Below are 23,660 nucleotides of genomic sequence, written 5' to 3' on the forward strand. Positions count from 1 at the left end.
GTGCGAGAGCCAAGGTTGCCGAGACTCGAGATGGCCAGTTCGTACTGGCGGAATTCCCATCTGAGCCGTTAATCTGTTCACGCGTCATTTGAAGGACCCAAGACAGTGCAAGCGAACACAATGCAGTACCAGCAAGACACGCGACCCAAAACGCGAAAAACCCTCTCTGCCCGCCCATTACATGGAGCACGACGAGAACAACCTGCCAAACCAGGCCGGCAAGAGCAACTCGGAAAGCGTTTATACGTCTCAGGAGAGAGTCGACTCTTTGCTGCAATCCGTACGACAGGAACTGCCGAATAAGCGACCCCAGGAGGCATCCTGCAGCGGCGTATGCATAGGCGTTCACAGGCAATTCTGGGGCAAACAGGCGTTGGACGGTATTCGGCGTCCAAAGCAGAAGCGTCAAAAGTGAGATGTCGGGCACACGGCCTCTAACCCTTGTAAAGCTCATAGCGCCTCCAACCGACCATGGGACACACCAGATTCGTCCACAGCTATTTTGAAAATAACTCTATTGCGGAAGACTTTTCCAAGTGTGGTATAGATACCGTCGTGGATGGCTCACATAGTTGCTACTTTTTTGCGATCGGGTAATAGAGCACCGGCACCTACGGTTGCCGCAGGCAACATCTGCACTTCCAGGATATACTCTCCTTAGTTCACGAGGTCGAACGCAAACCGTTTGTTCTTCCAGGGTACCGCCGCTGCATGCCACAACGCTCAAGCACGCCGCTTGAAGCCAAGGGCGGGGCCGGTGTTTTCCCAGAAGGCGTGGGCTTGATGTCCTTCGCCCTCAGAGGGAAAGCCAGCCCCCGCCCCCAGAATTACGTCCGCCTACTTGAGCGTCGCGTACATCACGGCCTTTATCGTGTGCATGCGGTTCTCGGCCTCGTCGAAGACGCGGGAGCGCGGTCCCTCGAAGACCTCGTTGGCGACCTCCATCTCGGGAAGGCCGAACTTCTCGTAGATGCCCTCGCCAATGGTGGTGTGGCGGTCGTGGAAGCTGGGGAGGCAGTGCATGAAGATGGCGTCGGGGGCGGCCTTGGCCATCACGTCAGCAGTGACCTGGTAGGGCTTAAGGAGCTCGATGCGCTCGGCCCAGAGGCTGTCGGGCTCGCCCATCGAGACCCAGATGTCCGTGTAGATGACGGAGGCGTTGCACGCACCCTCGTCCACGTCCTCGGTGAGGGCGATCGCGGAGCCGTTCCCGGCCGCGATGGCGCGGCACTGCTCGACAAGCTCGGGCGCGGGCATCTGCTTCTCCGGCCCGCACGCGCAGAAGTCGATGCCGAGCTTGGCGCACACGACCATGAGGGAGTTGCCCACGTTGTTGCCTGCGTCACCCATAAAGGTGAGCTTGCGGCCAGCAAGGTCTGCGCCAAACTCCTCGCGCATGGTGAGGACGTCGGCGAGCATCTGCGTGGGGTGGAACTCGGTGGTGAGGCCGTTCCACACGGGGACGCCCGCGTAGTCCGCAAGCGTCTGGACGATGGACTGCGCGTAGCCACGGTACTCGATGCCGTCGAACATGCGGCCGAGGACGCGCGCGGTGTCCTCGATGGACTCCTTCTTGCCCATCTGGCTCGAGCCAGGGTCGAGGTAGGTCACGTTCATGCCCAAGTCGTGACCGGCAACCTCGAAGCTGCAGCGCGTGCGCGTGGAGGTCTTCTCGAAGAGCAGGACGATGTTCTTGCCCTCGAGGTAGCGGTGCGGCTCGTGAGCGTGCTTCTTGGCCTTGAGGTCGGCAGAGAGGTCGAGGAGGTAGCGAATCTCCTCGGGAGTAAAGTCGAGCAGCTTGAGGAAGTTGCGTCCAGAGAGGTTGACGGCCATTGGCGGTCCTTTCTTCCCTTAGCGGGACAAGGGGTGCGGTGTCCACAGAACGGACAACATGGACCAGTCTAACCCCTCGCCGGCAAGAAGAAGCAACCGCACGCCTACTTCACGGCATCCCTCCAGAACGCCATGCTCATGCAGTGCGGACCTCCCCGCCCACGAGAGAGCTCGGCGGACGGAATCTCGAGGAGGTTCACGCCTTCGTGATAGAGGATGTCGTTGGTGACGGCATTTCGCTGGTAGACCATCACGGTCCCGGGACGCACCGCAAGCGTGTTGGAGCCATCGTTCCACTGCTCGCGGGCAGCGGCGATGGGGTCGTCCCCCCCGCACTTGATGAGCCGCACGGCAGGAAGCCCCAAGGCTCCGGCTAGCACCTGATCGAGCGTCCCCTCCATCTGCGAGATGCGCGTCTCGCCCTCATGTGGCCCCCGTGTAATCGAGAAGACCTTGAGCGTGCCCAAGATTCCGGGGTGCACCGTGAAGGTGTCAACGTCTACCTGCGTAAATACGGTGTCTAAGTGCATGAACGAGCGCTTGTGGGGAATCGAGAAGGCATAGACGGCCTTCACCGGAGAGTCCTCACTCCAGAGGAGGTGCCTCGCCAGCCGGTCGATGGCGGCAGGCTGCGTGCGTTCGGAGATGCCCACGCCAACCACGGAGGGACTCAGCACCAGGATGTCGCCGCCCTCAATATGATAGGGGCTTGCGGGGTCGTACCAGATGGGCACGTTCTTGTACTCGGGATGGCATGTGAAGAGGTAGCGCCCGAAGAGGGACTCGCGGCGCCTCGTGGCCGAGCGCATGCGGTTGAGGCTCACTCCACCACCAATGACCGAAAAGGCATCTCGAGTAAAGTAAACGTTGGGAATGGGGTCCACGAGGATGGGGCTGTCTTCTCCGCCACCCGCCTCCATCACGTCTGCAAGCGATGCGTCCTTCACGGAGGAAAGGTCAACCTCGTCGGAACGCACGCCAGTGATTGCCTTTTTGACCAGTTCAAGCGGATTGCCAATGCCTTCCAGGCGCTGACGCACGGCCTCTCGCACTCCGGGGCCGTCAATGCCGCACTCGGCAACGTAGTCGCGGATGAACTCCCCGCGGATAGAGGGGTCCGCCGTAAGGGCCTCTGCCACCAGCTGGTCCAGATAAAGCACTTCAACGCCCTCGTCGCGAAGCATCTGAGCAAAGCGGTCGTGCTCGGCCTGGGCTGTCTCAAGGAACGGGATGTCGTCAAAAAGAAGCCGGCCGATGTTATCCGGCGAGAGGTTGAGAAGCTCGTCACCGGGCCTATGAAGCATGACCTTGCGCAGCTCGCCTATCTCCGAGCCAATGTTGAGGCCCCTCGTCATCGCGCCCTCCGTAATGCTCCCGTAAGCTTGACCCTGCCATACAAACGATACCCCATGAAAGCGGTAACGTCCTTTTCCGCCCTGCTAGAATCATGACGAGAACAATCAACCCATTCGCGCGCCACCGCGCACGGGGAGGGATGGAAATGTTCAATACGCAGAGTTCCGCACCCCAGCCATCGACCAAGAAGGCTGACGCTCGAGACACGGCCCTCAAAAGGGCCGCGGCCGAGTTCGCAGACGACGCCACCGAGAAAGACGGGACGGGTGCCCGCCGTAAGCGTGACTTCTCCTACACACAGAACCGTGAGCTGAGCTGGCTACGCTTTGACTGCCGCGTGCTTGACGAGGCCTTCGACGAGTCCGTCCCTCTCTTCGAGAGACTCAAGTTCTGCGCCATCTTTGGGTCGAACCTCGATGAGTGGTTCATGATCCGCATCGGTGGCCTCTCCGACCTTGCCTCCCTCAAGAACCAACCACGCGACAACAAATCGAACAAGACGCCCGCCGAGCAGCTCGACGACGTCTTTGCCGTGCTCCCTGCAGATGTAAGCCGCCAGCAGGAAGCGCTTGCGCTCGTCGAGGGCAAGCTTGCCGAGCACGGCCTCCAGCGCGTCTCGCCCGACGCCTACACGCCAGAGGACCGCAGCTCCCTCTCGAAGTACTTTGATGCGCATCTGGCACCCATCATCTCCCCCATGATCGTTGACCCTCGCCATCCCTTCCCCAACCTGAGGAACGGCCGCCTCTTCGTGGCATGCACGCTCAACGGCCCCGACGAGGCCGGTGTCCTGGGCATCATTGAGGTCCCCGCGTCCGAGCAGCGCGTAGTTGCGCTCCCGTCCAGCGCCCGCACCTTCCGATACACCCTCATCGAAGACGTCATGCGCACGTTTCTCGACCGCAGCTTTGGCGACTACGCACCCAAGAAGTCTGCCGTGCTGCGCGTCACGCGCAATGCCGACATCGACCCCGACGGCGAGGGCGTCGAGGAGGAGGAGGACTACCGTCAACACATGAAGAAGATCCTCAAGCTGCGCCAACGCCTGCAGCCGGTGCGGCTTGAGGTCTCGGGAGAGCTTAGTCGCAAGTGGGAGACGCTCATCACAGAGGAGCTTAGCCTGGAGGAGCGCCGCGTCTTTCGTGTGTCCATGCCGCTTGGACTGGGCTACGTCTACGGCCTCGAGGACAAGATTCCCGATTGGGCTCACGCTGCCGTGGTCTTCCCGCCCTTCGAGCCCCAGCCCTCCCCCATGGTCGACCCCAGGCTTCCCATGCGTGGGCAGGTCGAAGACCACGACGTCCTTCTCACCTACCCGTACGAGGGCATGTCTCCGCTCCTTCGCCTGGTGCGCGAGGCGTCTGCAGACGACCGATGCATCTCCATCAAGATCACGCTGTATCGTGTGGCCAAGAGCAGTCACCTCTGCGAGAGCCTCATTGCCGCAGCCGAGGCCGGCAAGGACGTGACCGTCCTCATGGAGCTGCGTGCCCGCTTTGACGAGGAGAACAACATCGCCTGGGCAGAGCGCCTCGAGGACGCGGGCTGTACCGTCATCTACGGCTCCGAGGGCTTCAAGTGCCACTCGAAGATCTGCCAGATCACCTACCATGATGCCGCAGGCATCAGCCGCATCACCTGCCTGGGTACGGGCAACTTCAACGAGAAGACCGCCAGGCTCTACTCGGACTTCATGCTCATGACCGCCAACGCCACTATCGGCACCGACGGAAACACCTTCTTCCGCAATCTCTCCCTGGGCAATCTCCGCGGCTCCTACCAGCTCTTGGGCGTTGCACCGGTGAGCCTCAAGCCGCTTGTCATGCGCGGCCTCGACCGAGAGATCGAGCGCGCCCGCGCCAGTCAGCCCGCCCAGGTCTTCCTCAAGATGAACTCCCTCACCGACCGCGACGTCATCGACAAGATTGCCGAGGCATGCGAGGCGGGCGTGCACGTCCTCATGATCGTGCGCGGCATCTGCTGCATCCGTGCCAACGTCCCCGGCAAGACCGATGGCCTCGTCGTACGCCAGATCGTGGGCCGTTTCCTGGAGCACGCCCGCGTCTACGCATTTGGTGCCGAGTCCGATACGATCTATCTCTCCAGCGCTGACATGATGACGAGAAACACCGAGCGCCGCGTCGAGATTGCCTATCCCGTGCTTGACCCCACGTGCCGCGCCCTGGTCACGACTTTCGTGAACCTCCAGCTTGCTGATAGCGTGAAGGCCCGTCAGCTTACCTCCGAGGGCACCTGGGAGAAGGTGCCCCGCGATAAGGACGAGCCGGCCATCAACAGTCAGGAGGTCCTGCTCGCCCTTGCCCGCGTGCGTGCGCGCGCCAAACACGAGGCAGACAAGCTCACGCCCTTCTCGCGCATCGAGAAGATCCCGCACGGCCTTGCCCAGGCACTCTCTTCACTGCCCGCTACGGGTGGCTACGACTACCCCCGCGTCATCGAGAGGCTGGCTGCGTCTACCGACCCCACGCCTGAGGCCTCGATGCGCATCGCCGAGCGCGAGGAGATGCGTGAGGAGGCCGAGCAGCTTGAGGAAGAGCGCGCAGCCCGGATTGCCGAGCGCGTGCTCACCGCCGCGGAGAGCGCCGAGGTAGCCGAGGTGACAGAGGAGGCAGGCGACAAGGACGCCCATGCCGGCATCGCAACACCCGTTGAGGGGTCCGGCGCTTCGGGACCCACAGCGGGGGCATCCGAGGCCGAGGCTGCACCAAAAGTCCGGAAGCAGCCCAAACCCAAGCCCGCACCGCAACGCGCGCACGAGCCTGCGCCCGTCCCACAGAAAAAGCGCGGCCGCGTGTCCACGGCATTCTCGCTTATTGGCAAGGGCTTTGGCATACTCTTTGGTGGACCCATGGATGAGGGCTAGGGAATGACGACTAGAACACTAGAGATAGAGCGAATGGGCTATGGCCCTGAGGCCATAGCCCACGACGCTGACGGCAAGACCGTCTTTGTGACGGGGGGAGTTCCCGGAGACACCGTTGAGGCCGAGACGGACGCCGAGGAGGCCCGCTTCTCGCGCGCTCACGTGACCAAGGTGCTTGAGGCCTCGCCCGACCGAGTGACGCCCCTCTGCCCGTTTGCAGGCGTGTGCGGGGGGTGTCCCTGGGCTCACCTCTCCTACGAGGCACAGCTTACGGCCAAGCGGGCAGGCGTCGTGGATTCCCTCGTGCGCCTCGGGCACTTCTCTCCTGACGAAGCCGACGCCCTGGTGGCACCCATCGTTGCCCCGGGTGACCCTTGGGGCTACCGCAACAAGGTCGAGCTTGCCGTCGAGAATCAGCGTGGGCGCACCGTTGTGGGCATGCACGCCGCGGGTTCTGCTGGCGTGGTGAAGGTCCCTTCCTGCCCGCTTCTCGACTCGAAGTTCAAGAGCGTCGTCAAGGCCGTTCAGGGTTCCATGAACTTCCTTGCGGGCTCGCGTGACCTTGGGCTCGAGCGCGTGGGCGTGCGCGCCTCTCGCCGCACCAAGGAGCTCGAGGTGGCCCTATGGGGCTCACCTGGCCCCTTCCCACGCCCGCAGGTAGCGAAGGTGCTGGGGGGCGCCGCCAAGGTGACCTCTGTCGTGCGCGTCATGCAGAAGGGACCTGCCAAGGCTCGTCGCATTGCGGGCATCGAGCGGCTCTCGGGCAAGGGCTCGTGGGGCGAGCTTGTTGGCAACGAGTCCATGCGTGTCTCGGCACCGTCCTTCTTCCAGGTGAACACGAGGGGTGCTGACAAGCTCGTCTCGCTGGTTATGGAGGGTCTCTCCCCCACCGAGGACGACGAGGCCATGGACCTCTACTGCGGCGCCGGCACGTTCACGTTGCCCTTGGCCAGAAAGGCAGGTTTTGTCTCGGCCGTCGAGTCATACGGCCCAGCCGTACGCGACCTGCGAAGCAACCTCAGCGCTGCAAACCTCACGAACGTCGACCCCATCGGCGGCGACGCGGGCATTGAGTTTCCCGATGCCGACGCGGACATCATCGTCGTCGATCCGCCGCGGGCGGGACTTGCCGCAGACGTGATCTCCATGCTCTCAGACCAGCCGGCACGCGCCATTGCCTACGTCTCATGCGACCCGGCAACACTCGCCCGTGACCTCGCGCGCTTCCGTGATGAGGGGGTCTTTGAACCTGTGAGCGTGACGCCTGTCGACCTCTTCCCGCAGACCTTCCACGTTGAGAACGTGACGATTCTCAAGCGGATGCGGCGGTAGGCGCTCGGCGAGCCTCTTCTGGCAAGCGATACAGCCTACGCCAGGATCCCGTCGAGCTGCGCGGCAGCATCGGCAATGGCCCCGGGCATGTCCCCTATGGCTGAGGCGAACTGGGCATCGTGCTCGGAGGCTCTCTGGAACGCCTGCCAGATGCCGCACTTGAGGGCGTCGTTCTCGTAGAGCTGCCTCCTCAGGCAGGAGTGGATCTCGTCCTGCCAACCCGAGGCATCGGCACCGAGAAGCCCCTCCACACGTCCGAGCGAATCCCACTGGGTGATGTCGCACTGCAGGTCCCAGTCGGCCTCGTCAGCTATGGCCATGAGCTCACGCAGGCGCCCCTCCGACCAGTCGCGCAGCTCCTCCCGCCTTACGGTGACGGTGGATGCGCCCGCAGCCCCGCGCTCGACGTCGGACTGGGTGGACCTCGCCGCCGCCTCGAACCTGGCAAGCCATACGGTGTCGACCTCTATCCCCAGGAACGAGAGCAGCCACTGGATGGCCAGCGCACGCGTGCGGTCATCCTTGAGCGCCCAGACGAGGGTGTCGAGGGACACGTCGGCTGCGATGGGCACGCTGAGGCCCCCAACGACGAGAAGGTCCGCGAGCCCGTCGAGGTCGGGGTCGGTGCCGAGGAGTTGCTGTAGGAGGAGCGCCGAGCCGGGATAGCCGCCCAGGCAGGCCACAAGCGTCCCCACGGCCTCCGGGTCCTCCCCGATGATGCGGGCAACGTCTCCCGGATTGTCCGCGCACCCTCCAAGGAACTCGGCGACCGCCTCCTGCCGGTGCGCGGGCAGGTTGTGGACCACCCAGGAGGTGAAGCCGTTGATGGTGCGCCAGTAGTCGCTGGGCGTGCCGGACACGTCCAGCGAGAAATCCCTGGTGTCTGCGAAGAGCGATATCGGTGCGTGGTTCTCCGGGAGGAAGGCGGCATCGCCGCGAAAAATCGAGAGCAGGACGGGCACCACGCCCTCCTCGTGCCGCTCGGTGAAGTGGGTCTCCCCGGCAATGGGCTCGAGAAGGGCACTCACGAAGTCGCCCTCGTAGTTGTACGCGTGTATGATGCCGCGGCGCTCCGCCACCTCGTGCGCGTACTTCCCGAGGAACTGCGGCCCGAATCCCTGACCGTCGAACGAGTAGCATCCGTCGACGGCGGGGTTGGTGATGGCCGAGTACATCGCCTTGTTCCCGCCCTTGGAGTGGCCGCTCACGACGACGATGCGCCCGCCGCCATAGCGGGAGTCCATCGCGGTCACGTACTCGCTCGCCGCGACCTGGGCTTGGGTGTCCGACTGGTAGAGTCCCCGCATGTTGTCGGTCCACTCGCCGTCACTCGTCCCCTTGAATACGACGTACATCTTCTCGTCGCCCACGAGCGTCATGTTGTAACTGGTCTGGGGAAGGTTGGTGTCAGGGATGGTCGTGCCCGAGACGGTGAGGTCGACCACCGTGAGGCTGCTGATTGAGTCCGTGCTGGCCGCGTGATTGACGAGGCTCCAGTACTGCTCATCGGTGATGAACTCGTCATGGGCACCATAGTACATCGGATCAGAGAGCGTCTTGTTTAGCACGTCTTCTAGCGTTACGGACGAGTGAGCCTCGGTGCCCTTCTGCCCAGACAAATCGTCATAGGCCTTTATGAAGCCGTCCTCGTAGATGAGCGTGTTGAGCACCGCGAGGTCCTCCGCCTCAGACATCCCCGCTCGCCCCCTCGTAGCCGAGGGTGGAGTCGAGCCTAAACTCCCATGTCACTAGCCCCTCGTCATCCTCGTGATCTCTGATGAAATCGAAGGTGAAGGCTGCCCCTTCGGTGGGCACCCCGATTCTCGCAACATAGACGTGGACGTCCAGCCCCTTGGCGGCGAGGCTCGAGCAGAGGAGCTCGAAGCGGTCCCTGAGCTCCGCCTCGGTGATGCCCGACTCCGCCGACACGTATGCCCCGATTGCGCCGCCGACCTCCGACCTGACCACATCGAAGCTGGCCCCGGGGTGATCCCCATAGTAATAGGAGTCGGTTATCGTCTCCCTCAGAACCCTCTCCCCCTCCGGCAGGTCGCCGAAGGCCTCGTCGAGCGAGGCCCCCACCTCAGCGTCCCACTCGTCGCGCACGAGGACTATCTGGTAGTCGTCCTCCCACTGAAGCGGGGCCCTTCCCTCGCCGTAGAAGCTGGCCCTGACCTCCGAGCCGGCCTCGGGGCCGGTCGTGACGGTGAGGGTGGCGACGGTCTCCCCCTTGAGGACGCCGCTCGGCACCGCCGCGTAGGTGCAGGCGAAGGACTCCCCGTAGCGGGCGGCGAGGTAGTCCTCCGCGAACTCGGCGTGGCGGATGGTGCGGTAGGCGGAGTCGAAGTCGTAGCCGAGCCCTATCCAGTCCTCGCCGCCCGCGAGGGCCCGCTCGAGGCCCTCCACGACCTCGTCGGGCGCCGATAGGTGCCTCGCCACCTCCACGTCCCTCTCGGTGACCTCGTCGCTCTCCACGTCCGGCCTCCACTCGCCCACGCCCTCTCCCCCCTGGGCCCCGCCCCCACGCAGCGCGGCGCGCCCGGCGCTGCCCGGCAGCGCAAGCGCCGCCGCCAGCGCGGCGGCGACCGCCAGCCCCCGGCGCGCCACCCTACTCGCCCCCCAGGCGCCCGACGAGCCCCGCGGCGGCCCCGTCGGCCGTCCGGAACTCGTCGCGGGCGTTGGCCACGAAATCGGCCGTACGTCCGATCATCGACGACAGGGCCTCGGCATAGGCGCCCACGGCGCCACCAACCGAAGCGACGGCGTCCACCCCGGCACCCGTGGACGAGTCGAACCCGCAGGCGTCGCACGCCACCTCCGATGCCCTCGCCTCCAGCCGACGGAGGCCAGCAATCGCGGCGTCAATGCTTGCCGACGTTATTGATATCTGCCCGGAGCCAGTCATCATATCCCCCTAGTCCAAGAGTGCGTCATCCTCGTCAAGGTTGGCTATGAGGTCATTGGCCCTCGGCGCCAGCTGCGACACGGACTCCCCAAGGGCCGCACCAGCTCCGGAGACGATTGGAATCACCGACTCCACCGCGGAAGCGAATCGCTCTGAGGCAATGCCCTCGACGGCGAGGGCGCGCAGGATGGCGTTGTACTGCTCGCCAATCTCCACGAGGGCCGCCGCGCTCTGCATGACCCTCTTCACGTTGTCTGAGACCTCGCTGTCGAGAATCCTGAGATCCATGCTCACCAACCCCCTCTGCGACACCGTCAGAGCATCGCCCTGCGTCTGGCCTGCTCCTCCGCCTCGAGCCTTACCTGTTCTGCACGCTCCCGCACCCTCTCTGCGCGAATCTCGTCCCGGAGCCATGACGCCCGAAGGCGCTCCTGCTCGAGCTCGTCCTCCAGGCGATATTGCATGGACCGCACCCTGTCCTCGATGTCATCGAAGACCATCGAGACCCTCCAGCCCATTTCACACCTCAGGTGATCCCCCATGCGCTCGGCATACTTCTGGCCAATGCGCACTCCGGGAACCTCCGCCGCCCGCTGGACAACGCAGATCCTATCAAAGAGCTGATCCTGGAAGTACCCCGAGGACATCGACACCTCGTGCCGGAACTCCGACAGGTCCTCGATGTTCCGTTCGAGCTCCGCCATGTGGCCCGTGCAGGCATCCAGCTGTCCGTTCAGCATGGCAAGGCTGGGCATAGGGACCTCCTTTGTCGCGAAGGCGGGGCAAGGTCATGGCCGGCAATACCCTCTGACTCGCATGGGACGCCCCCTCATTCAGAACGGATCCAATAAGCTGACGTCTTGAGGTTATTGTACATAAGAAACTGTTCACCTATATGAGGGAAGTGCGACGGCGTCAGTCTTTTGTGGGCAGGCAAGCCTCCGGGATCCCGAGCCAGCCTTCCGACCTGAACCGGACCTCGGCGCCGAGCATCTCGACGGAGCCCCGGACAGGATATTCGTAGCCCTTGCCTTCGAATGCTAGCGCATCGCCTGCCGCAGGGCCTCCTGAATATGCGGCGATCTCCTTCCGCTTCCGCCTCTCGAGCCTCTTCGGCCCCCTGCGCTCGTCGCGTGAGAGATGCGGTATGGGGCGCCCGGATGCCTGCCTCGAGCGTATGCGCGCCATGTCCGACGCTCCCTGCATGGACCATGCGCAGGGGACGCCCGCCATCCTCGACTTGTAGACATGCTGGTTCTCGCTCTCCATCGTGCCGAGCGAGGGGCCGGGGACGCCGATGCGGTCTGCATGCGAGCGCAGGTACCTGATGACCCCCGGCGCGATGTCCGCCTTCGCCGTGCCCTCCCCGGCCATGCGCTCGAGGAGGCCTGCGCACCCCTCCGCATCGCCTCCGTATATGAGCCTCATCGCCTGGAGGCGCTCCTCCTCGTGCTCCCGCCCGAAGCAGGCGGAGACGGCCCTGTTCACGTGGAAGGGGTCCATATGCCCGACGGCGTCGCATCCGATGGCTCCGAGCCATCCGAGCCCGCCGGAGCACCACGAGGCCCCGTCGAAGCCCGAGTGGACCTCCTCGACCGCATCGAGCCTGTAGACGCTCCCCACGGCAGCGATGCCCTGGCGCCACAGCTCGTCGGGCGTGCCGGCGCATCCGAAGCTCACGGGATCCAGCCTGAGGTTCTTCCTCCCATGCCTCTCCTTGCCCCGGTATGCGGTCATCGCCTTTATCTCCAGGTGCCTCCTGCCGCCTGCATGCTGGAGGGCGACGACGGTGCCGTCGGACTCCACGCAGAGGGTCCCGGAGCTTATCCTGCCTTCCGGGACCACGCCGTCCTGCCAGAGCTCCAGCTCCCGGCTGCGGTCGTCCGCCTCGCATGCGCGCCCTGCCCTGCGCACGCACCGCATGACCGCATCCCTCGAGACGGCGGACGAGCCCGTGTATGCGGCGGCATCCGCTGCATGCTGGTAGGATGCCTGCGCGGCGAGCCAGACGAGCTCCGCCTCCAGCCCCGGCGAGATCCTTGCAGAGGGCGCGAGCCCCATGAGGGCGTCGAGGGGGGCATCCACGTTGCCTGCACGGTCCGTGCAGCGCCTGCGCCTGAAGCTGACATCGCCGAGCCTCGTCGCGACCATGCGGGTGCGGATGTCGTGGACATGCATCCCTTCCGGCAGGCTGGCGCAGAGCTCCCTGTCCATCTCCTCGAGGGCCTGCGCATAGGCAGCGGCTGCCGCCCCCATGATCGAGGACAGCACATTCCCCTCCATCTCCCAGGCGGCATCCCCGTCCTCCGGATGGGCAGCGAGGCCCCTCAGCGCATCGAGCACGATCGGGCAGATGGCAGCTGCCAGCCGCTCCAGTGATGTATCCTTCTCCATATGGCGGATCCTTCCCTTCCTTGTCTCAGCAACTCAGAAGGTTAGAGGGACCCGCCTCTTCTTTCCAGATGGCATTCCGCAGCCTGGACCCACAAAAACATTACGCCGTCNNNCTCCAGTGATGTATCCTTCTCCATATGGCGGATCCTTCCCTTCCTTGTCTCAGCAACTCAGAAGGTTAGAGGGACCCGCCTCTTCTTTCCAGATGGCATTCCGCAGCCTGGACCCACAAAAACATTACGCCGTCGGGAAGTGCCGGTCTCAGCAGCCTTAAGGGAAGGCTCACCGAGTTGCCTATCCAGAAGCACCACTCGAGCGACTCGTAAATCCCCCTGCTCAGCTAGGAATAAACCGCAGTTCAAAGGGTCTTTCTTGGCTCACGGGACTTTTATTACCGCAGACGGATTTGCATTGCATACCGCAACGGAAACGTGTAAAAAGATTAGGACCTTGGGTAAGGGGCCCAAGGATAAACAGCCAAGTGAGAGGAACGCAACATGAAGGCTTCTGTCAACGAGGATTGCATCGGCTGCGGTCTTTGCGAGGGTACCTGCCCCGACGTCTTCAGCATTGGCGACGACGGCGTAGCACACGCCATTGAGGGTAACGTACCCGAGGACGCCGAGGACGGCGCCCAGGAGGCGGCAGACAACTGCCCCGTCTCCGCCATCACCATCGAGTAGCCTATACGGCCCATACGGCATCGGCGCAATCGAGGGGGTCGCAGAAGCGGCCCCCTCGATTTGTGTCTCTCGGCCCTTGCCCCATTTATGCTACGGTACGAACAACAGAATCCAGAGATTGGAAACACATGTACCTGGCATCTCAATCGCCCAGGAGGCGTCAGCTCCTTGAGGCGGCGGGTTTCTCGCTCGCCATCATGCCCGCAGACATCGACGAGGCCCGCCGGTGCGCAGAGACGCCAACGCATCTTGTAGAACGTCTGGCCCGCCAGAAGGCCGAGGCCACTCGCGTCTCCCTTGCAGGTACCGCTACCGAAGACGTTCTTCTCGCCGCAGACACCATCGTGTGGACCGAAGACGGAGACGTCCTCGGAAAGCCCAAAGACAAAACGGCCGCACGCACGATGCTTCGTGGGCTCTCGGGGTGCGCGCACCACGTCTCGACGGGCGTCTGCCTCATGCACCTGGACCATGATGCGCAGGTGCTGGCCAGCCGCTCCTTTGTCGAGACCACGCGCGTCTCGTTCTTTCCCCTCGCAGACGATGAGATCGATGCCTACATAGCCTCTGGCGAGCCCATGGACAAAGCTGGTGCCTACGGCATTCAGGGACGCGGCAGACTCCTTGTGAGCGACATCAAGGGCGATTGGGCAAACGTCGTGGGGCTGCCGGTGGCCCGCGTCGTGCGGGAGCTCGAGTCGCTTCTCGGAAGAAGCGGCCTTGTCGCCAGCTGCCTAGAAGGCAAGACATCGCACATTCGCAATTACCACTGACAGACCCGCATTCCAGGACGAGAGGAACCCCCATGGAGCACATCGAGAGCATCACCCAGATTCCGGGAATCTTCACTGCGCATGCGACCAACGCCAAGGCTGGAACCGGTTGCACGGTCATCGTATGTCCCAAGGGGGCGACGGGCGCCGTGGACGTGCGTGGAGGAGCGCCCGCGACGCGTGAGACAGACCTTCTCAGGCCAGAGGAGACTGTCCAGACACTGAATGCCATAGTGCTCTCGGGTGGGTCGGCATATGGCCTCGCAGCGTCCTGTGGCGTCGCAGAGGAGCTGGAGCGTCACGGCATTGGCCTCGACGTGGGCGTGGGCGTAGTGCCCATCGTGTCCGGCGCTTGCGTCTTCGACCTGGCTTGCGGAGACCCACACGTACGACCCACGGCAGAAGACGGTGCGAGGGCTGCACGCCTTGCACTCGAGGATGCGGGAGAGCCCCTTGCACGCGGCAACGTGGGTGCCGGCACGGGCTGCACCGTGGGCAAGCTCGGCGGGCCAGAGCGTGCCATGAAGGGCGGGCTTGGGGAGGACGTCGAGGTGGCGGGCGCACTTGTCTGTGGCGCGGTAGCCGTTGTGAACGCCTGTGGAGACGTGGTTGACCCCACAACCGGCACTCCAATCGCCGGCATCCGCACGACAGACGGCACCGCCCTTGCGAGCAGCGATGAAGAGCTTCTCTCGCTTACCGCGCAGATGCCCCTCGACCGCAGGGCCAACACGACCATCTCGTGCGTGGTCACCAACGCGCGACTCACCAAGGCCCAGGCCACAAAGGTTGCCCAGATGGCAGCGGACGCCTACGCGCACGCCATCAGGCCAACGCATACCACCAACGATGGGGACACGGTTTTCGTGATGGCCACAGGCGAAATCGGGGCGCAGGTAGATTTAGTCGGAGTTCTCGCCACACGTGCCCTTGAGCGTGCCATCGCAGACGGTGCCAGGAGCGCAACTGGGGCATACGGCCTCCCTGCTGCCCGCGATTTGGCATAACTCCTACGACGCAGCTGCCCCGCTGGCAGCCACGCCACATCGTGCGTACGCAGATGTAAGGCTTTCTGACAGTTGGGGCCTCCCAAGGCGACCATGTGGCGAGAAGCCCACATCGTGCGTACGCACAAGTGTCACTCTATGCCAGGGTCTTCCCTCTCAACTGGGAAAACGCCGGTCCTTTGGCGAGAAGTCTGCATCGTGCGTGCTCACAGCTGAGACTTCCCGCCACATCGGACCCCATAGAACCCCCTGCGGGCCGCAGGCCCCTAGTTGAACTTCACATGTCTCTGGGCTACGCGATAGCCCCAGAGCGTGATGTCCTTGCCAACCAGGCCCGGCAGGTTCGTGACGATGCCCACCATGCCATGGCGAGCACGGCGATACATCTTGGGGTCGTAGTCCTTGAGGTCTGACCAGAGCCTCTGCAGCCGCTCCTCAGCATCGGGCCTGTCGGACTTCTTCGAGAAGACCGAGCAAATCGCCATGATGATTGTGAAGTAGCCCATCATGTACTCGCGAAGCCTGCGAGGCTGCACGTCATCGTAGAGGTGGTAGGCCCCCCACATCACACGGGCAACGCGCCAGTAGTGATCCACGCGGCTCGTGAGCACCGCGTCGTTCACGGACTGGTCCTCTCGCCCAATGAAGTAGCGATAGAGGTCCACGTCGAGGTAATACAAGGTATGGCACTTGGGAAACGGCACGTAGGCGTAGATGTTGTCCACATAGAAGGTGTGGGCCGGCATCTCGAGGTTGGCCGAGCGCAGGGTCTTGGTGCGATATGTGAGGGCATGCATGAGCAGATATTGCGTCTTCTTGAAGCGGCCAATCTCGCCCCAGGTGAACACGCGGTCAGCGGGAAGCACCCGACGGTAGTCGATGACGTTTTGCGCGCCGTCCTCCACGTGCTCGTAGACGTAGTTCGTGATCACGAGGTCCACCGGGTCGCCCAACTCGCCAAAGCGGCGCAGCGTGGTGAGCAGGCGCTGCAGGGCCTCGGCGTCAAACCAGTCGTCAGAGTCGATGTTCTTGAAGTAGGCGCCCCGAGCGGCGCCCACGGCTGCCATGACAGCCCTTCCGTGGCCACCGTTCTCCTGGTGGACCGCACGGATGATGTCGGGGTAACGCTCGGCCCAGTCATCGGCCTTCTGGGGCGTGTCATCCTTGGTGGAGCCATCGTCCACAATCACGATTTCCACGTCTTCGGCGTAGTTCGACCCCTCGAGGATGGACGCGATGCACTTGTCCATATATGCCGCCGCGTTATAGCACGGGACGCCAAAGGTGATGGTCTTCTCCATGTATGTATTCCGTCCTGACTCGTGTAAGCGTATGTGTGGGCAAGCACGGCCACGATGCCCAGCCCAAGGCACTCGCGCCGGCACACAATGGGGGCGAGGCAATGGCCCCGCCCCATGAAGTTGCGTTAGTTATGTGCCTGAATGAGCTCGTCGGAGAGGCTTAGCGCAGAGGCAACCACGCCGTCCATGTCGTAGTAGCGGTACTCGGCAAGACGGCCCACGCAGTGGAAGTTGAGAATGCCAGCGACACGCTCGCGGTAGCGGCGATAGAGCTCGAGGTTCTCGTCCTCTAGGATGGCATAGTACGGGGTCTGTCCGCTCTCGGGCATGTAGGCCTTGGAGTACTCGCGCATGATGGTGGTGCGGCCGGGAGCCACCTGGCCGGTCATGTTCTTGAACTCGGTGATGCGCGTGAAGTCCTCGGAGATGGTGTAGTTGACGGTGCCCACCGGCTGGAACTGGTCGATAGGCAGGGTCTCGAACTGCATGTCGAGCGTGCGGTACGGCAGCGCGCCGAGGTCAAGCCCAAAGAGCTCGTCAAGCGGGCCGGAGTAGACGATCTCCCCGCCATAGGGGTGCCCGCAGACGAGGACGTTCGAGGTGCCCACCTTGAGGATGTCGCGCACGTCCACACCGAGGAAGACCGACACCAGGTCGTGGTTGAGCATGTTCTCGAAGAGCTTCGTGTAGCCCTCGGCAGGCATGCCCTGATACTTGGCCGTGGGGAAGTAGCGGTCGTCATCTCCCACAAACACAGGCACGCGACCGGTGATGGATGGGTCAATCTGGTCGGGCGTCTTGCCCCACTGCTTCATCGTATAGTGGAGAAAGACGTTCTCGTACACGTAATCGGCTACCTCGGAGAGCTCGGGATCGTTCTTCTCGCGCAGCTCCATGATGGGGACCTTCTTGTTCTCGCCGAAGGTTGCCACGAGCTTCTGGTAGAGCGCCTCTCCCCTCTCGTCACCAAAGGCGAGCTTGAGGGAGGCGTGGTTGAAGGGCACGGGCATGAGCGTCCCGTGGATGTTGGCGAGGACCCTGTGCTGGTAGCCCGTCCACTCCGTAAAGCGCGAAAGGTACTGATTCACGCGGTCGTTCAGGGTGTGGTAGATGTGCGGGCCGTACTTGTGCACCAGGATGCCTGCATCGTCCACATAGTCGTAGGCGTTGCCGGCAATGTGGTCACGCCGCTCGATGACGGCCACCTTCATGCCGCACGCCTCGGCGAGACGACGGGCGCAGACGGCACCCGCATAGCCCGCGCCCACGATGATGGCGTCATACGCGTCTGGGTTGAAGCCGGCAGGCAGACCATTTGCGATTCCCATGAATGTCCTTCCCAAGCGCCCCGCGGGGCCCCGTTACACCAACCGCGAAAGGCGGCAAACAAGAACTGAGCGCATGTGCGAGGCACAACACAACCCAATCTGGCTATTGATTCTAACACTCGCTCCTATAATACGTATGGTCCCCCTGCAGGCGGTGGGTGTTGGCCGCACAATCTCCAGGTCATAGACCGCACACGGCCAGCTTGGGGGAGGTATTCGGAATACGCTAGTACAAAGGGAGCACTGATGAGCGAGTTTCTTGACCGCATGAAGAAGGCCGCGAGGGCCGACAAGAAGACGATCGTCCTTCCCGAGGGCGAAGACCCGCGCACCATCGCGGCTGCGCGCCAAATCGTAGACGAGGGCATCGCCGACCTCGTCATCCTTGGTGACCCCGAGAAGATCGACGTCCCCGGCGTCACCGTGATCGACCCCCGCAAGGCCGAGAGGCACGACGAGTACGCCGCCGCCTTTGCCGAGCTGCGCAAGAAGAAGGGCATCACGCTGCCCGAGGCGATGGCGCAGATGAACGATGCCACCTACTTCGGCACCATGATGGTCAAGATGGGCGACGCCGACGGCCTGGTCTCTGGCGCATGCCACTCCACCGCCAACACGCTGCGCCCCGCGCTCCAGGTCCTCAAGACCGCCCCTGGCACCAAGCTCGTCTCGGCGTTCTTCATCATGTGCACGGACAAGGCAGAGTACGGTGAGGACGGCACCCTGCTCTTCGCCGACTGCGGCCTCAACATCAACCCCACGGCAGACGAGCTCGCCGAGATTGCCATCGCCTCCGCGGACTCCTGGAGGAAGTACATGAGCTCCGAGCCCAAGGTTGCCATGCTCTCCTTCTCCACCATGGGTTCCGCCAAGGGCGACGTTCCCGCCAAGGTCCAGGAGGCCACCGCGCTTGCGCACGAGAAGGCACCCGAGCTTGCCGTCGACGGCGACCTGCAGCTTGACGCCGCGCTGGTGCCGGCCGTCGCCGAGCTCAAGGCCCCTGGCTCCAAGGTCGCCGGCCACGCCAACGTGCTTGTCTTCCCCGACCTCGAGGCCGGAAACATCGGCTACAAGCTCGTCCAGCGCTTCGCTGGCGCCGAGGCATACGGCCCCATCCTCCAGGGCATCGCCAGGCCCGTCAACGACCTCTCGCGCGGCTGCTCTGCCGAAGACATCGTGGGCGTCGTTGCCATCACCGCCGTCCAGGCGCAGATGGTCGGGTAGGGCATCCCCCTCCCGACATTGCTGCTTGAAAGTTGCCGCCCCGGCACGGTGCCGGGGCGGCAGGCTATAGCGCGCACGAGACAGGCCAGGCTAACCGTATTACCCCAGCGGATGCGGGCCGGCAGCGCGAACCTCAGGCGTCATCGACTGCAGGCGCTTCTCGGCATTGTCGACGAACATCTGCGCAAGCCTCTCGGCCGTGGCGTCGTAGGCGTCCTTGTCAGCCCAGGTGCTACGCGGGCTGAGCAGCTCGTCGGGCACACCCGGACAGCTCGCAGGCACGTCGAGGTTGAAGCGCTCGTCGTGGACAAACTCGGAGTCGTCGATGATTCCGGACTGCGCGGCCTCGACCATCTTGCGCGTGTACTTGAGCTTGATGCGGCTGCCGATACCGTAGGAGCCACCAGACCAACCGGTGTTGATGAGGTAGACGCGCGTGCCGCTGTGCTTGATCTTCTCGCCGAGCATCTTGGCGTAGACCATGGGGTCAAGCGGCATGAACGGCTCGCCAAAGAGCGAGGAGAACGTGGGCGTGGGCTCCTTGATGCCACGCTCGGTGCCGGCGACCTTGGAGGTGAAGCCGGTCATGAAGTGGTACATGGCGGAGTTCTCGTCCAGCTTTGAGATGGGCGGAAGCACGCCAAAGGCGTCGGCGGTGAGGAAGATCACGACATCGGGCGTACGCTTGGCACGGCCCTTGACCACGGCGTTGTCGATGAACTCGACCGGGTAGGCAACGCGGCCGTTCTCGGTCAAGGAGTCGTCGTCGTAGTCGGCAACACGGCTGTTGGGATCAAGCACGACGTTCTCGCACAGGGCGCCAAAGCGGATGGCATGCCAGATCTGCGGCTCGGTCTCCTCGGAGATGCGGATGGTCTTGGCGTAGCAACCACCCTCGATGTTGAAGACGGAATCCTTAGCCCAGCCGTGCTCGTCGTCACCGATGAGCAGACGGCCCTCAGCCGCGGAGAGCGTGGTCTTGCCGGTGCCAGAAAGGCCAAAGAAGACCGTGGTGCCGTGAGACCGGGGGTTCATGTTGCAGGAGCAGTGCATGGTAAGCACGTTATCCTCAACGGGGAGCAGGTAGTTCATGACCGAGAAGATGGACTTCTTGATCTCGCCGGAGTACTGCGTGCCGGCAATGAGAACCACACGCTCCTTGAAGTTGATAATGACGGCGGCCTCGGAGTGGGTGTGGTGCACTGCCGGGTCGAGCTTGAGGCCGGGGCACGCCATGACAACGAAGTCCGCGCGGCCATAGTTGGCAAGCTCCTCTTCGGTGGGGCGCACGAGCATCTGGTGCGCAAAGAGCGCCTGGCTGGCAAGCTCGGTCAGGACCAAGATCTTGCGAGAGTAGCGCCTGTCCGCGCCGGCGATGCCGCGGACCATGAAGATGCGGCGCTCGGACAGGTACGAGATGACCTCGTCGTGAACGCGCTGGTAGTCCTCCTCGGAGAAGGGCACGTTCACGTTGCCCCAGGCAATCCTGTCGTGTACGTCTGGGGTGTCCACGACGAAGCGGTCCTTAGGCGAGCGGCCCGTGTACTTGCCGGTGGTGACCGCAAGCGCGCCCGTGCTGGTGAGAATGCCCTCTCCACGCGAGACGGCCTTCTCAATCAGACAAGCCGGTGACGGGTCTATTGCCGTCCTGTCATCCGTGTGGTGAATCCCATACTGCTCAAGCTCCTCAACGACCATGCGGACCTCCTAGGTGCAGCTAACGTGCGCCGAACAAAGACAAGCATGCAAGCGGCTGCGCAGCGAGGGCGCATACACCGCAGGATTGGCTGCCACACGGGACTAGACCCCTGGGGCGCCACACCCGACATTTGATTCTACCCGCAGCCCCGCCCGAGTGACCATTTGTTAACAATCGCGGCATTTTGACGAACCTTTGGTGAACTTCCGTCCCATCGGGATGGAAGTGACGAAATGATTGCGACGCAGCACGTGCGCAACGCCGGATTTTGGGAATAGACAAAGGGGATATCGGTTGGCTTTGGCCAGGTATCCATTGGGTTTGCACACGACGTTTGGGGGAAGCGATGTCGACCATCACCACGATACGCAAAGGCGCACTCGAAGCCTCGATAGGTTCCATGGGTGCGCAGCTCATGAGCCTCAAGCTCAACGGGAGCGAGTACCTCTGGCAGGGCGACGAGCGGTTTTGGCCGAGAAGGGCTCCCATCCTCTTCCCCATCGTGGGCTGCCTACGCAACGGCGTTGCAAAAAGCGCGGCCGGCGAGGTCCGCCTTGGTCGCCATGGGCTTGCCAGAAACTGCGAGCACCGCATTGTCGAGCAGACCGAGGACTCCGTGACCTTCGAGCTCGAGAGCACCCCAGAGACCATGCGGGCCTACCCTTATGCCTTCCGCCTCAACATGACCTACGCAGTTGACGGGGGGCGCATGGCGCAGCGATACACCGTCACCAACACCGGCGACGAGATCATGCCCTTCACGCTCGGCGGACACCCAGCGTTCAACGTACCGGCACCCAACACCAACGGCGAGACGTTCGATGACTACGAGCTGCACTTCGCCCGCCCGTGGACTGCCGTCTCACCTGCCATCGACACCGATGGCCTCTGTGACTTCCAACATCCCCTCACGGTCCTGAAGGACACAGACGCCCTGCCCCTCTCGCACGGGCTCTTCGACAAGTATCTCACGCTCACGTTCCAGGACGTGCCCGGTCGTACGGTCACCCTCCTGGGGACAAAGAGCGGGCATGGCGTAGAGCTTGACTTTGACGACTTCCCCTACCTGGGCGTCTGGTCTGCCCCAGGCGCGCCCTTCGTGGCGGTTGAGCCCTGGCGCGGCGTGGCCACCTGCTACGACGAGTCTGACATCTTCGAAGAAAAGCGCGGCATGGAGTCCCTCGACCTGGGCGAGAAGGTCTCCTACGAGTTCTCCGTATCGCCTTTCTAGACTCCGGTCCGGGCGATACGAAATTGCCGCGGCTTTTCGCCGTTTAGGCATGTCTAACCGGCGAAACCCCTCGAGTTGAGGGCCCGGACGATTTCTTGGACAGGCTAGGCGGCGATGCCTAGCCTCTTCCTCCTGCCGGCGATCGTACCGAACCTCCTGTGACCGTCCCCATGGAACTCCTCCGGCCTTCCCTCGTCGTGCCAGGCGATGTGGGACCTGGGCTCCTCGACGAACCCCTCGACGGCGTGGCCCCGCCAGTCCCTGCCGCAGGAGGACCCGACCTTGAGCCTTCCGAAGAAGGCCTCCGAGACCGCGTCGTCGGGGGAGTGGCCCCTGCGCGGCATGGGGCGCACGACGCCAGGCCCCTCGCACTGCCTTATCCAGCCAGGCGTCCCGTGGTGCCAGCCACGGTCGCCGTGGGCTGTGTTTGATAGCATTTTTGTTGCACGGAGGGGGTGGTACCGCTTTTCCGTACCGTTCTCGCTAGGCTGCAAGGGTTAGGCTTTGCCTGTATGCCAAGGGGCCCATCGAGCCCAGCGAGCGCCTGATCCTCTTTGTGTCGTGCCACCCTATGTAGCCATCGATCCTCTTCCCGAGCCCCCCCAGGCTGACGCCCTCCCAGTCCCTCCCGCAGGACATCCCGTTCTTCATGGTGCCGAGGAGGCCCCCCATGCGGGAGTTGTCGGGAGGGCTGCCCTTCCTCGACATCGAGCGGATGACTCCCGCCTCCTCGCAGATCGATATCCCCCCGGGCCACCGGCAGTGGCATCCGCAGCCGCCGTGGACGACGAGGTGGGCCCTCTCACCGGGCTTGGTAAGCCTGATGGCTGCTTCCGGCGTCGAGTCGGCCATCTCGGCGTCCGGCGAGGTCGACGTCGCCCAGCTCACGATGGAGCCGCCGGAGCAGTCCGGGACAGGGGAGAGGCAGGGCTTGCCGGCGGGGACCGAGAGCTGCGTCACGTCCGCGGGCCACAGGAAGCTGGGAGGCCCCGCCGCAAGGTCCTGCCTGACCTTGTCGGCCGGATGTTCCGTGACCTCGCCCGCGCAGGGGCTGCAGCGCCGCCTTGGCTTCGTCCTGCCCCGGGCCTCGAGCCCCTCCCCGGCCATGATGCGGGCGATCCTGCGCCCCCCGATGGCCTCGCCCCCCGCCTCGGGCCCGTCGTGGATGCGGCGCCTTCCGCAGGTGCCGTCATTGGCGTCGAGGACCCCCGAGATCCTCCTGCGGGCCCCCCTCGCCCCTGTCGGGGGCGCGGGGCGCCCCCTGCTGGCACTGGTAGCCTGGCCGGGCCATCCCGGGCGCCGAGGGAGGCTCGCACGGCCCCCGTTTGGGGCGCGGGGACCCGATCAGCAGGGTCTTCTCCCCGTTCGCGGGCTCGCTTGCCGGGTCGGCGCCCGCCCCCTTCCCCAGGACCTCGAGGGCACCCTCCGTGATGTCGCGCCTGAGCCCGGGCCCCTCGAGCTCGGCCTCGGGCTCGGCCTTCCTGGCCTCGAGGGCGGCGGTGCCCGCCTGGGTCGCAGGCGACCTTCCCCGCGTCCGCGCAGGCTTGCTGGGGCGGCCTTCGGACATCGGGGGCTCCTCCTCAAGCAGCTCGCGCCTCCACTTGCAGAGCGCGGATCTCGTACATCCTACCAGGTCGGCGACCTCCCGGGCGGACGATGCCCGAGATGCCGTGGCCCTGGCGGCCGCGGCCCTCTCGGACGCCTCGAACG

General features: G+C 63.9%; 21 protein-coding genes. 7 read left to right on the top strand and 14 right to left on the bottom strand.

The genetic code is table 11. The features are described 5' to 3' along the window. Positions 1-837: 837 nt before the first annotated feature. Positions 838-1,833, bottom strand: coding sequence for an ornithine carbamoyltransferase (argF, locus tag E0E00_RS09000; RefSeq protein ID WP_130812192.1), 996 nt, complete (start codon positions 1,831-1,833; stop codon positions 838-840). 104 nt (positions 1,834-1,937) lie between these two features. Further along, a complete protein-coding gene (locus E0E00_RS09005; protein ID WP_130812193.1) occupies positions 1,938-3,188 on the bottom strand; it encodes an arginine deiminase in 1,251 nt (416 codons plus the stop codon). Between the two features lie 146 nt (positions 3,189-3,334). On the opposite strand from E0E00_RS09005, the gene ppk1 reads away from it, so the two are divergent. Further along, positions 3,335-6,073 carry a polyphosphate kinase 1 gene (ppk1, locus tag E0E00_RS09010; protein ID WP_130812194.1) on the top strand — a complete coding sequence of 913 codons (2,739 nt, stop codon included), beginning with the start codon at positions 3,335-3,337 and terminating at the stop codon, positions 6,071-6,073. Positions 6,074-6,076: 3 nt separating this feature from the next. Continuing rightward, a complete protein-coding gene (rlmD, locus tag E0E00_RS09015; protein WP_130812195.1) occupies positions 6,077-7,405 on the top strand; it encodes a 23S rRNA (uracil(1939)-C(5))-methyltransferase RlmD in 1,329 nt (442 codons plus the stop codon). A 35-nt stretch (positions 7,406-7,440) separates the two neighbouring features. On the opposite strand, the gene E0E00_RS09020 is transcribed toward rlmD, so the two are convergent. From E0E00_RS09020 to E0E00_RS09045, 6 genes are all read right to left on the bottom strand, one after another. Further along, complete coding sequence (locus E0E00_RS09020) at positions 7,441-9,099, bottom strand: Mbeg1-like protein (RefSeq protein ID WP_130812196.1); 1,659 nt, start codon at positions 9,097-9,099, stop codon at positions 7,441-7,443. Then, the gene (locus E0E00_RS09025; RefSeq protein WP_130812197.1) at positions 9,092-9,901 is read right to left on the bottom strand and encodes a hypothetical protein; all 810 of its coding nucleotides are present in this window, start codon (positions 9,899-9,901) and stop codon (positions 9,092-9,094) included. The genes E0E00_RS09020 and E0E00_RS09025 overlap by 8 nt, the downstream gene beginning before the upstream one ends. Positions 9,902-10,013: 112 nt before the next feature. Beyond that, positions 10,014-10,310, bottom strand: coding sequence for a hypothetical protein (locus E0E00_RS09030; protein WP_130812198.1), 297 nt, complete (start codon positions 10,308-10,310; stop codon positions 10,014-10,016). Positions 10,311-10,319: 9 nt separating this feature from the next. Continuing rightward, positions 10,320-10,598 (bottom strand): hypothetical protein, encoded by a 279-nt coding sequence (locus E0E00_RS09035; protein ID WP_130812199.1) that lies wholly within the window; start codon positions 10,596-10,598, stop codon positions 10,320-10,322. Positions 10,599-10,624: 26 nt separating this feature from the next. Continuing rightward, on the bottom strand, positions 10,625-11,065 hold the full coding sequence (locus E0E00_RS09040) for a hypothetical protein (RefSeq protein WP_130812200.1): 441 nt from the start codon (positions 11,063-11,065) through the stop codon (positions 10,625-10,627). 160 nt (positions 11,066-11,225) lie between these two features. After that, a complete protein-coding gene (locus tag E0E00_RS09045) occupies positions 11,226-12,704 on the bottom strand; it encodes a UPF0236 family transposase-like protein (RefSeq protein ID WP_130812201.1) in 1,479 nt (492 codons plus the stop codon). 497 nt (positions 12,705-13,201) lie between these two features. Here E0E00_RS09045 and E0E00_RS09050 point away from each other — a divergent pair, with 497 nt between their 5' ends. The 3 genes from E0E00_RS09050 to E0E00_RS09060 all read left to right on the top strand — a co-directional run bounded on the left by E0E00_RS09050 (position 13,202) and on the right by E0E00_RS09060 (position 15,167). Next, entirely contained in the window at positions 13,202-13,387 is a 186-nt protein-coding gene (locus E0E00_RS09050) for a ferredoxin (RefSeq protein ID WP_130812202.1), read from the top strand. Positions 13,388-13,515: 128 nt separating this feature from the next. Further along, entirely contained in the window at positions 13,516-14,160 is a 645-nt protein-coding gene (locus E0E00_RS09055; RefSeq protein ID WP_130812203.1) for a nucleoside triphosphate pyrophosphatase, read from the top strand. Between the two features lie 32 nt (positions 14,161-14,192). Then, entirely contained in the window at positions 14,193-15,167 is a 975-nt protein-coding gene (locus E0E00_RS09060; RefSeq protein WP_130812204.1) for a P1 family peptidase, read from the top strand. 266 nt (positions 15,168-15,433) lie between these two features. On the opposite strand, the gene E0E00_RS09065 is transcribed toward E0E00_RS09060, so the two are convergent. Both E0E00_RS09065 and glf read right to left on the bottom strand, forming a co-directional pair. Then, the gene (locus tag E0E00_RS09065; protein WP_130812205.1) at positions 15,434-16,468 is read right to left on the bottom strand and encodes a glycosyltransferase family 2 protein; all 1,035 of its coding nucleotides are present in this window, start codon (positions 16,466-16,468) and stop codon (positions 15,434-15,436) included. A gap of 125 nt (positions 16,469-16,593) precedes the next feature. Then, positions 16,594-17,796: a UDP-galactopyranose mutase gene (gene glf, locus E0E00_RS09070; protein WP_130812206.1), complete on the bottom strand. Its 1,203-nt coding sequence runs from the start codon at positions 17,794-17,796 to the stop codon at positions 16,594-16,596. 246 nt (positions 17,797-18,042) lie between these two features. On the opposite strand from glf, the gene pta reads away from it, so the two are divergent. Beyond that, the gene (gene pta, locus E0E00_RS09075; protein WP_130812207.1) at positions 18,043-19,020 is read left to right on the top strand and encodes a phosphate acetyltransferase; all 978 of its coding nucleotides are present in this window, start codon (positions 18,043-18,045) and stop codon (positions 19,018-19,020) included. A gap of 99 nt (positions 19,021-19,119) precedes the next feature. Here pta and pckA read toward each other — a convergent pair whose 3' ends face one another. Then, a complete protein-coding gene (gene pckA, locus E0E00_RS09080) occupies positions 19,120-20,718 on the bottom strand; it encodes a phosphoenolpyruvate carboxykinase (ATP) (RefSeq protein ID WP_130812208.1) in 1,599 nt (532 codons plus the stop codon). A 347-nt stretch (positions 20,719-21,065) separates the two neighbouring features. On the opposite strand from pckA, the gene E0E00_RS09085 reads away from it, so the two are divergent. Continuing rightward, a complete protein-coding gene (locus E0E00_RS09085) occupies positions 21,066-21,950 on the top strand; it encodes an aldose 1-epimerase family protein (RefSeq protein ID WP_130812209.1) in 885 nt (294 codons plus the stop codon). A gap of 104 nt (positions 21,951-22,054) precedes the next feature. Here the strand turns inward: E0E00_RS09085 and E0E00_RS09090 are convergent, their stop codons facing one another. The 3 genes from E0E00_RS09090 to E0E00_RS09100 all read right to left on the bottom strand — a co-directional run. Beyond that, on the bottom strand, positions 22,055-22,387 hold the full coding sequence (locus E0E00_RS09090; protein WP_130812210.1) for a hypothetical protein: 333 nt from the start codon (positions 22,385-22,387) through the stop codon (positions 22,055-22,057). A gap of 46 nt (positions 22,388-22,433) precedes the next feature. Then, entirely contained in the window at positions 22,434-23,057 is a 624-nt protein-coding gene (locus E0E00_RS09095; protein ID WP_130812211.1) for a hypothetical protein, read from the bottom strand. 82 nt (positions 23,058-23,139) lie between these two features. Beyond that, positions 23,140-23,660: hypothetical protein (locus E0E00_RS09100; protein ID WP_207302705.1), on the bottom strand; the 521-nt coding region annotated here is incomplete at its 5' end.

This window comes from Olsenella sp. Marseille-P4559 (genome assembly GCF_900605015.1).
Classification (GTDB): Bacteria; Actinomycetota; Coriobacteriia; order Coriobacteriales; family Atopobiaceae; genus Tractidigestivibacter.

What these genes read in the sequence shown, in the direction of transcription:
- E0E00_RS09050 (WP_130812202.1), top strand. Translation starts at nt 13,202, where the DNA reads ATGAAGGCTTCTGTCAACGAGGATTGCATCGGCTGCGGTCTTTGCGAG.
- E0E00_RS09030 (WP_130812198.1), bottom strand. Translation starts at nt 10,310, where the DNA reads ATGACTGGCTCCGGGCAGATATCAATAACGTCGGCAAGCATTGACGCC.
- E0E00_RS09040 (WP_130812200.1), bottom strand. Translation starts at nt 11,065, where the DNA reads ATGCCCAGCCTTGCCATGCTGAACGGACAGCTGGATGCCTGCACGGGC.
- pckA (WP_130812208.1), bottom strand. Translation starts at nt 20,718, where the DNA reads ATGGTCGTTGAGGAGCTTGAGCAGTATGGGATTCACCACACGGATGAC.
- E0E00_RS09045 (WP_130812201.1), bottom strand. Translation starts at nt 12,704, where the DNA reads ATGGAGAAGGATACATCACTGGAGCGGCTGGCAGCTGCCATCTGCCCG.
- pta (WP_130812207.1), top strand. Translation starts at nt 18,043, where the DNA reads ATGAGCGAGTTTCTTGACCGCATGAAGAAGGCCGCGAGGGCCGACAAG.
- E0E00_RS09020 (WP_130812196.1), bottom strand. Translation starts at nt 9,099, where the DNA reads ATGTCTGAGGCGGAGGACCTCGCGGTGCTCAACACGCTCATCTACGAG.
- E0E00_RS09055 (WP_130812203.1), top strand. Translation starts at nt 13,516, where the DNA reads ATGTACCTGGCATCTCAATCGCCCAGGAGGCGTCAGCTCCTTGAGGCG.
- E0E00_RS09035 (WP_130812199.1), bottom strand. Translation starts at nt 10,598, where the DNA reads ATGGATCTCAGGATTCTCGACAGCGAGGTCTCAGACAACGTGAAGAGG.
- E0E00_RS09085 (WP_130812209.1), top strand. Translation starts at nt 21,066, where the DNA reads ATGTCGACCATCACCACGATACGCAAAGGCGCACTCGAAGCCTCGATA.
- E0E00_RS09090 (WP_130812210.1), bottom strand. Translation starts at nt 22,387, where the DNA reads ATGCTATCAAACACAGCCCACGGCGACCGTGGCTGGCACCACGGGACG.
- E0E00_RS09060 (WP_130812204.1), top strand. Translation starts at nt 14,193, where the DNA reads ATGGAGCACATCGAGAGCATCACCCAGATTCCGGGAATCTTCACTGCG.
- E0E00_RS09095 (WP_130812211.1), bottom strand. Translation starts at nt 23,057, where the DNA reads ATGGCCGGGGAGGGGCTCGAGGCCCGGGGCAGGACGAAGCCAAGGCGG.
- E0E00_RS09065 (WP_130812205.1), bottom strand. Translation starts at nt 16,468, where the DNA reads ATGGAGAAGACCATCACCTTTGGCGTCCCGTGCTATAACGCGGCGGCA.
- rlmD (WP_130812195.1), top strand. Translation starts at nt 6,077, where the DNA reads ATGACGACTAGAACACTAGAGATAGAGCGAATGGGCTATGGCCCTGAG.
- ppk1 (WP_130812194.1), top strand. Translation starts at nt 3,335, where the DNA reads ATGTTCAATACGCAGAGTTCCGCACCCCAGCCATCGACCAAGAAGGCT.
- E0E00_RS09005 (WP_130812193.1), bottom strand. Translation starts at nt 3,188, where the DNA reads ATGACGAGGGGCCTCAACATTGGCTCGGAGATAGGCGAGCTGCGCAAG.
- glf (WP_130812206.1), bottom strand. Translation starts at nt 17,796, where the DNA reads ATGGGAATCGCAAATGGTCTGCCTGCCGGCTTCAACCCAGACGCGTAT.
- argF (WP_130812192.1), bottom strand. Translation starts at nt 1,833, where the DNA reads ATGGCCGTCAACCTCTCTGGACGCAACTTCCTCAAGCTGCTCGACTTT.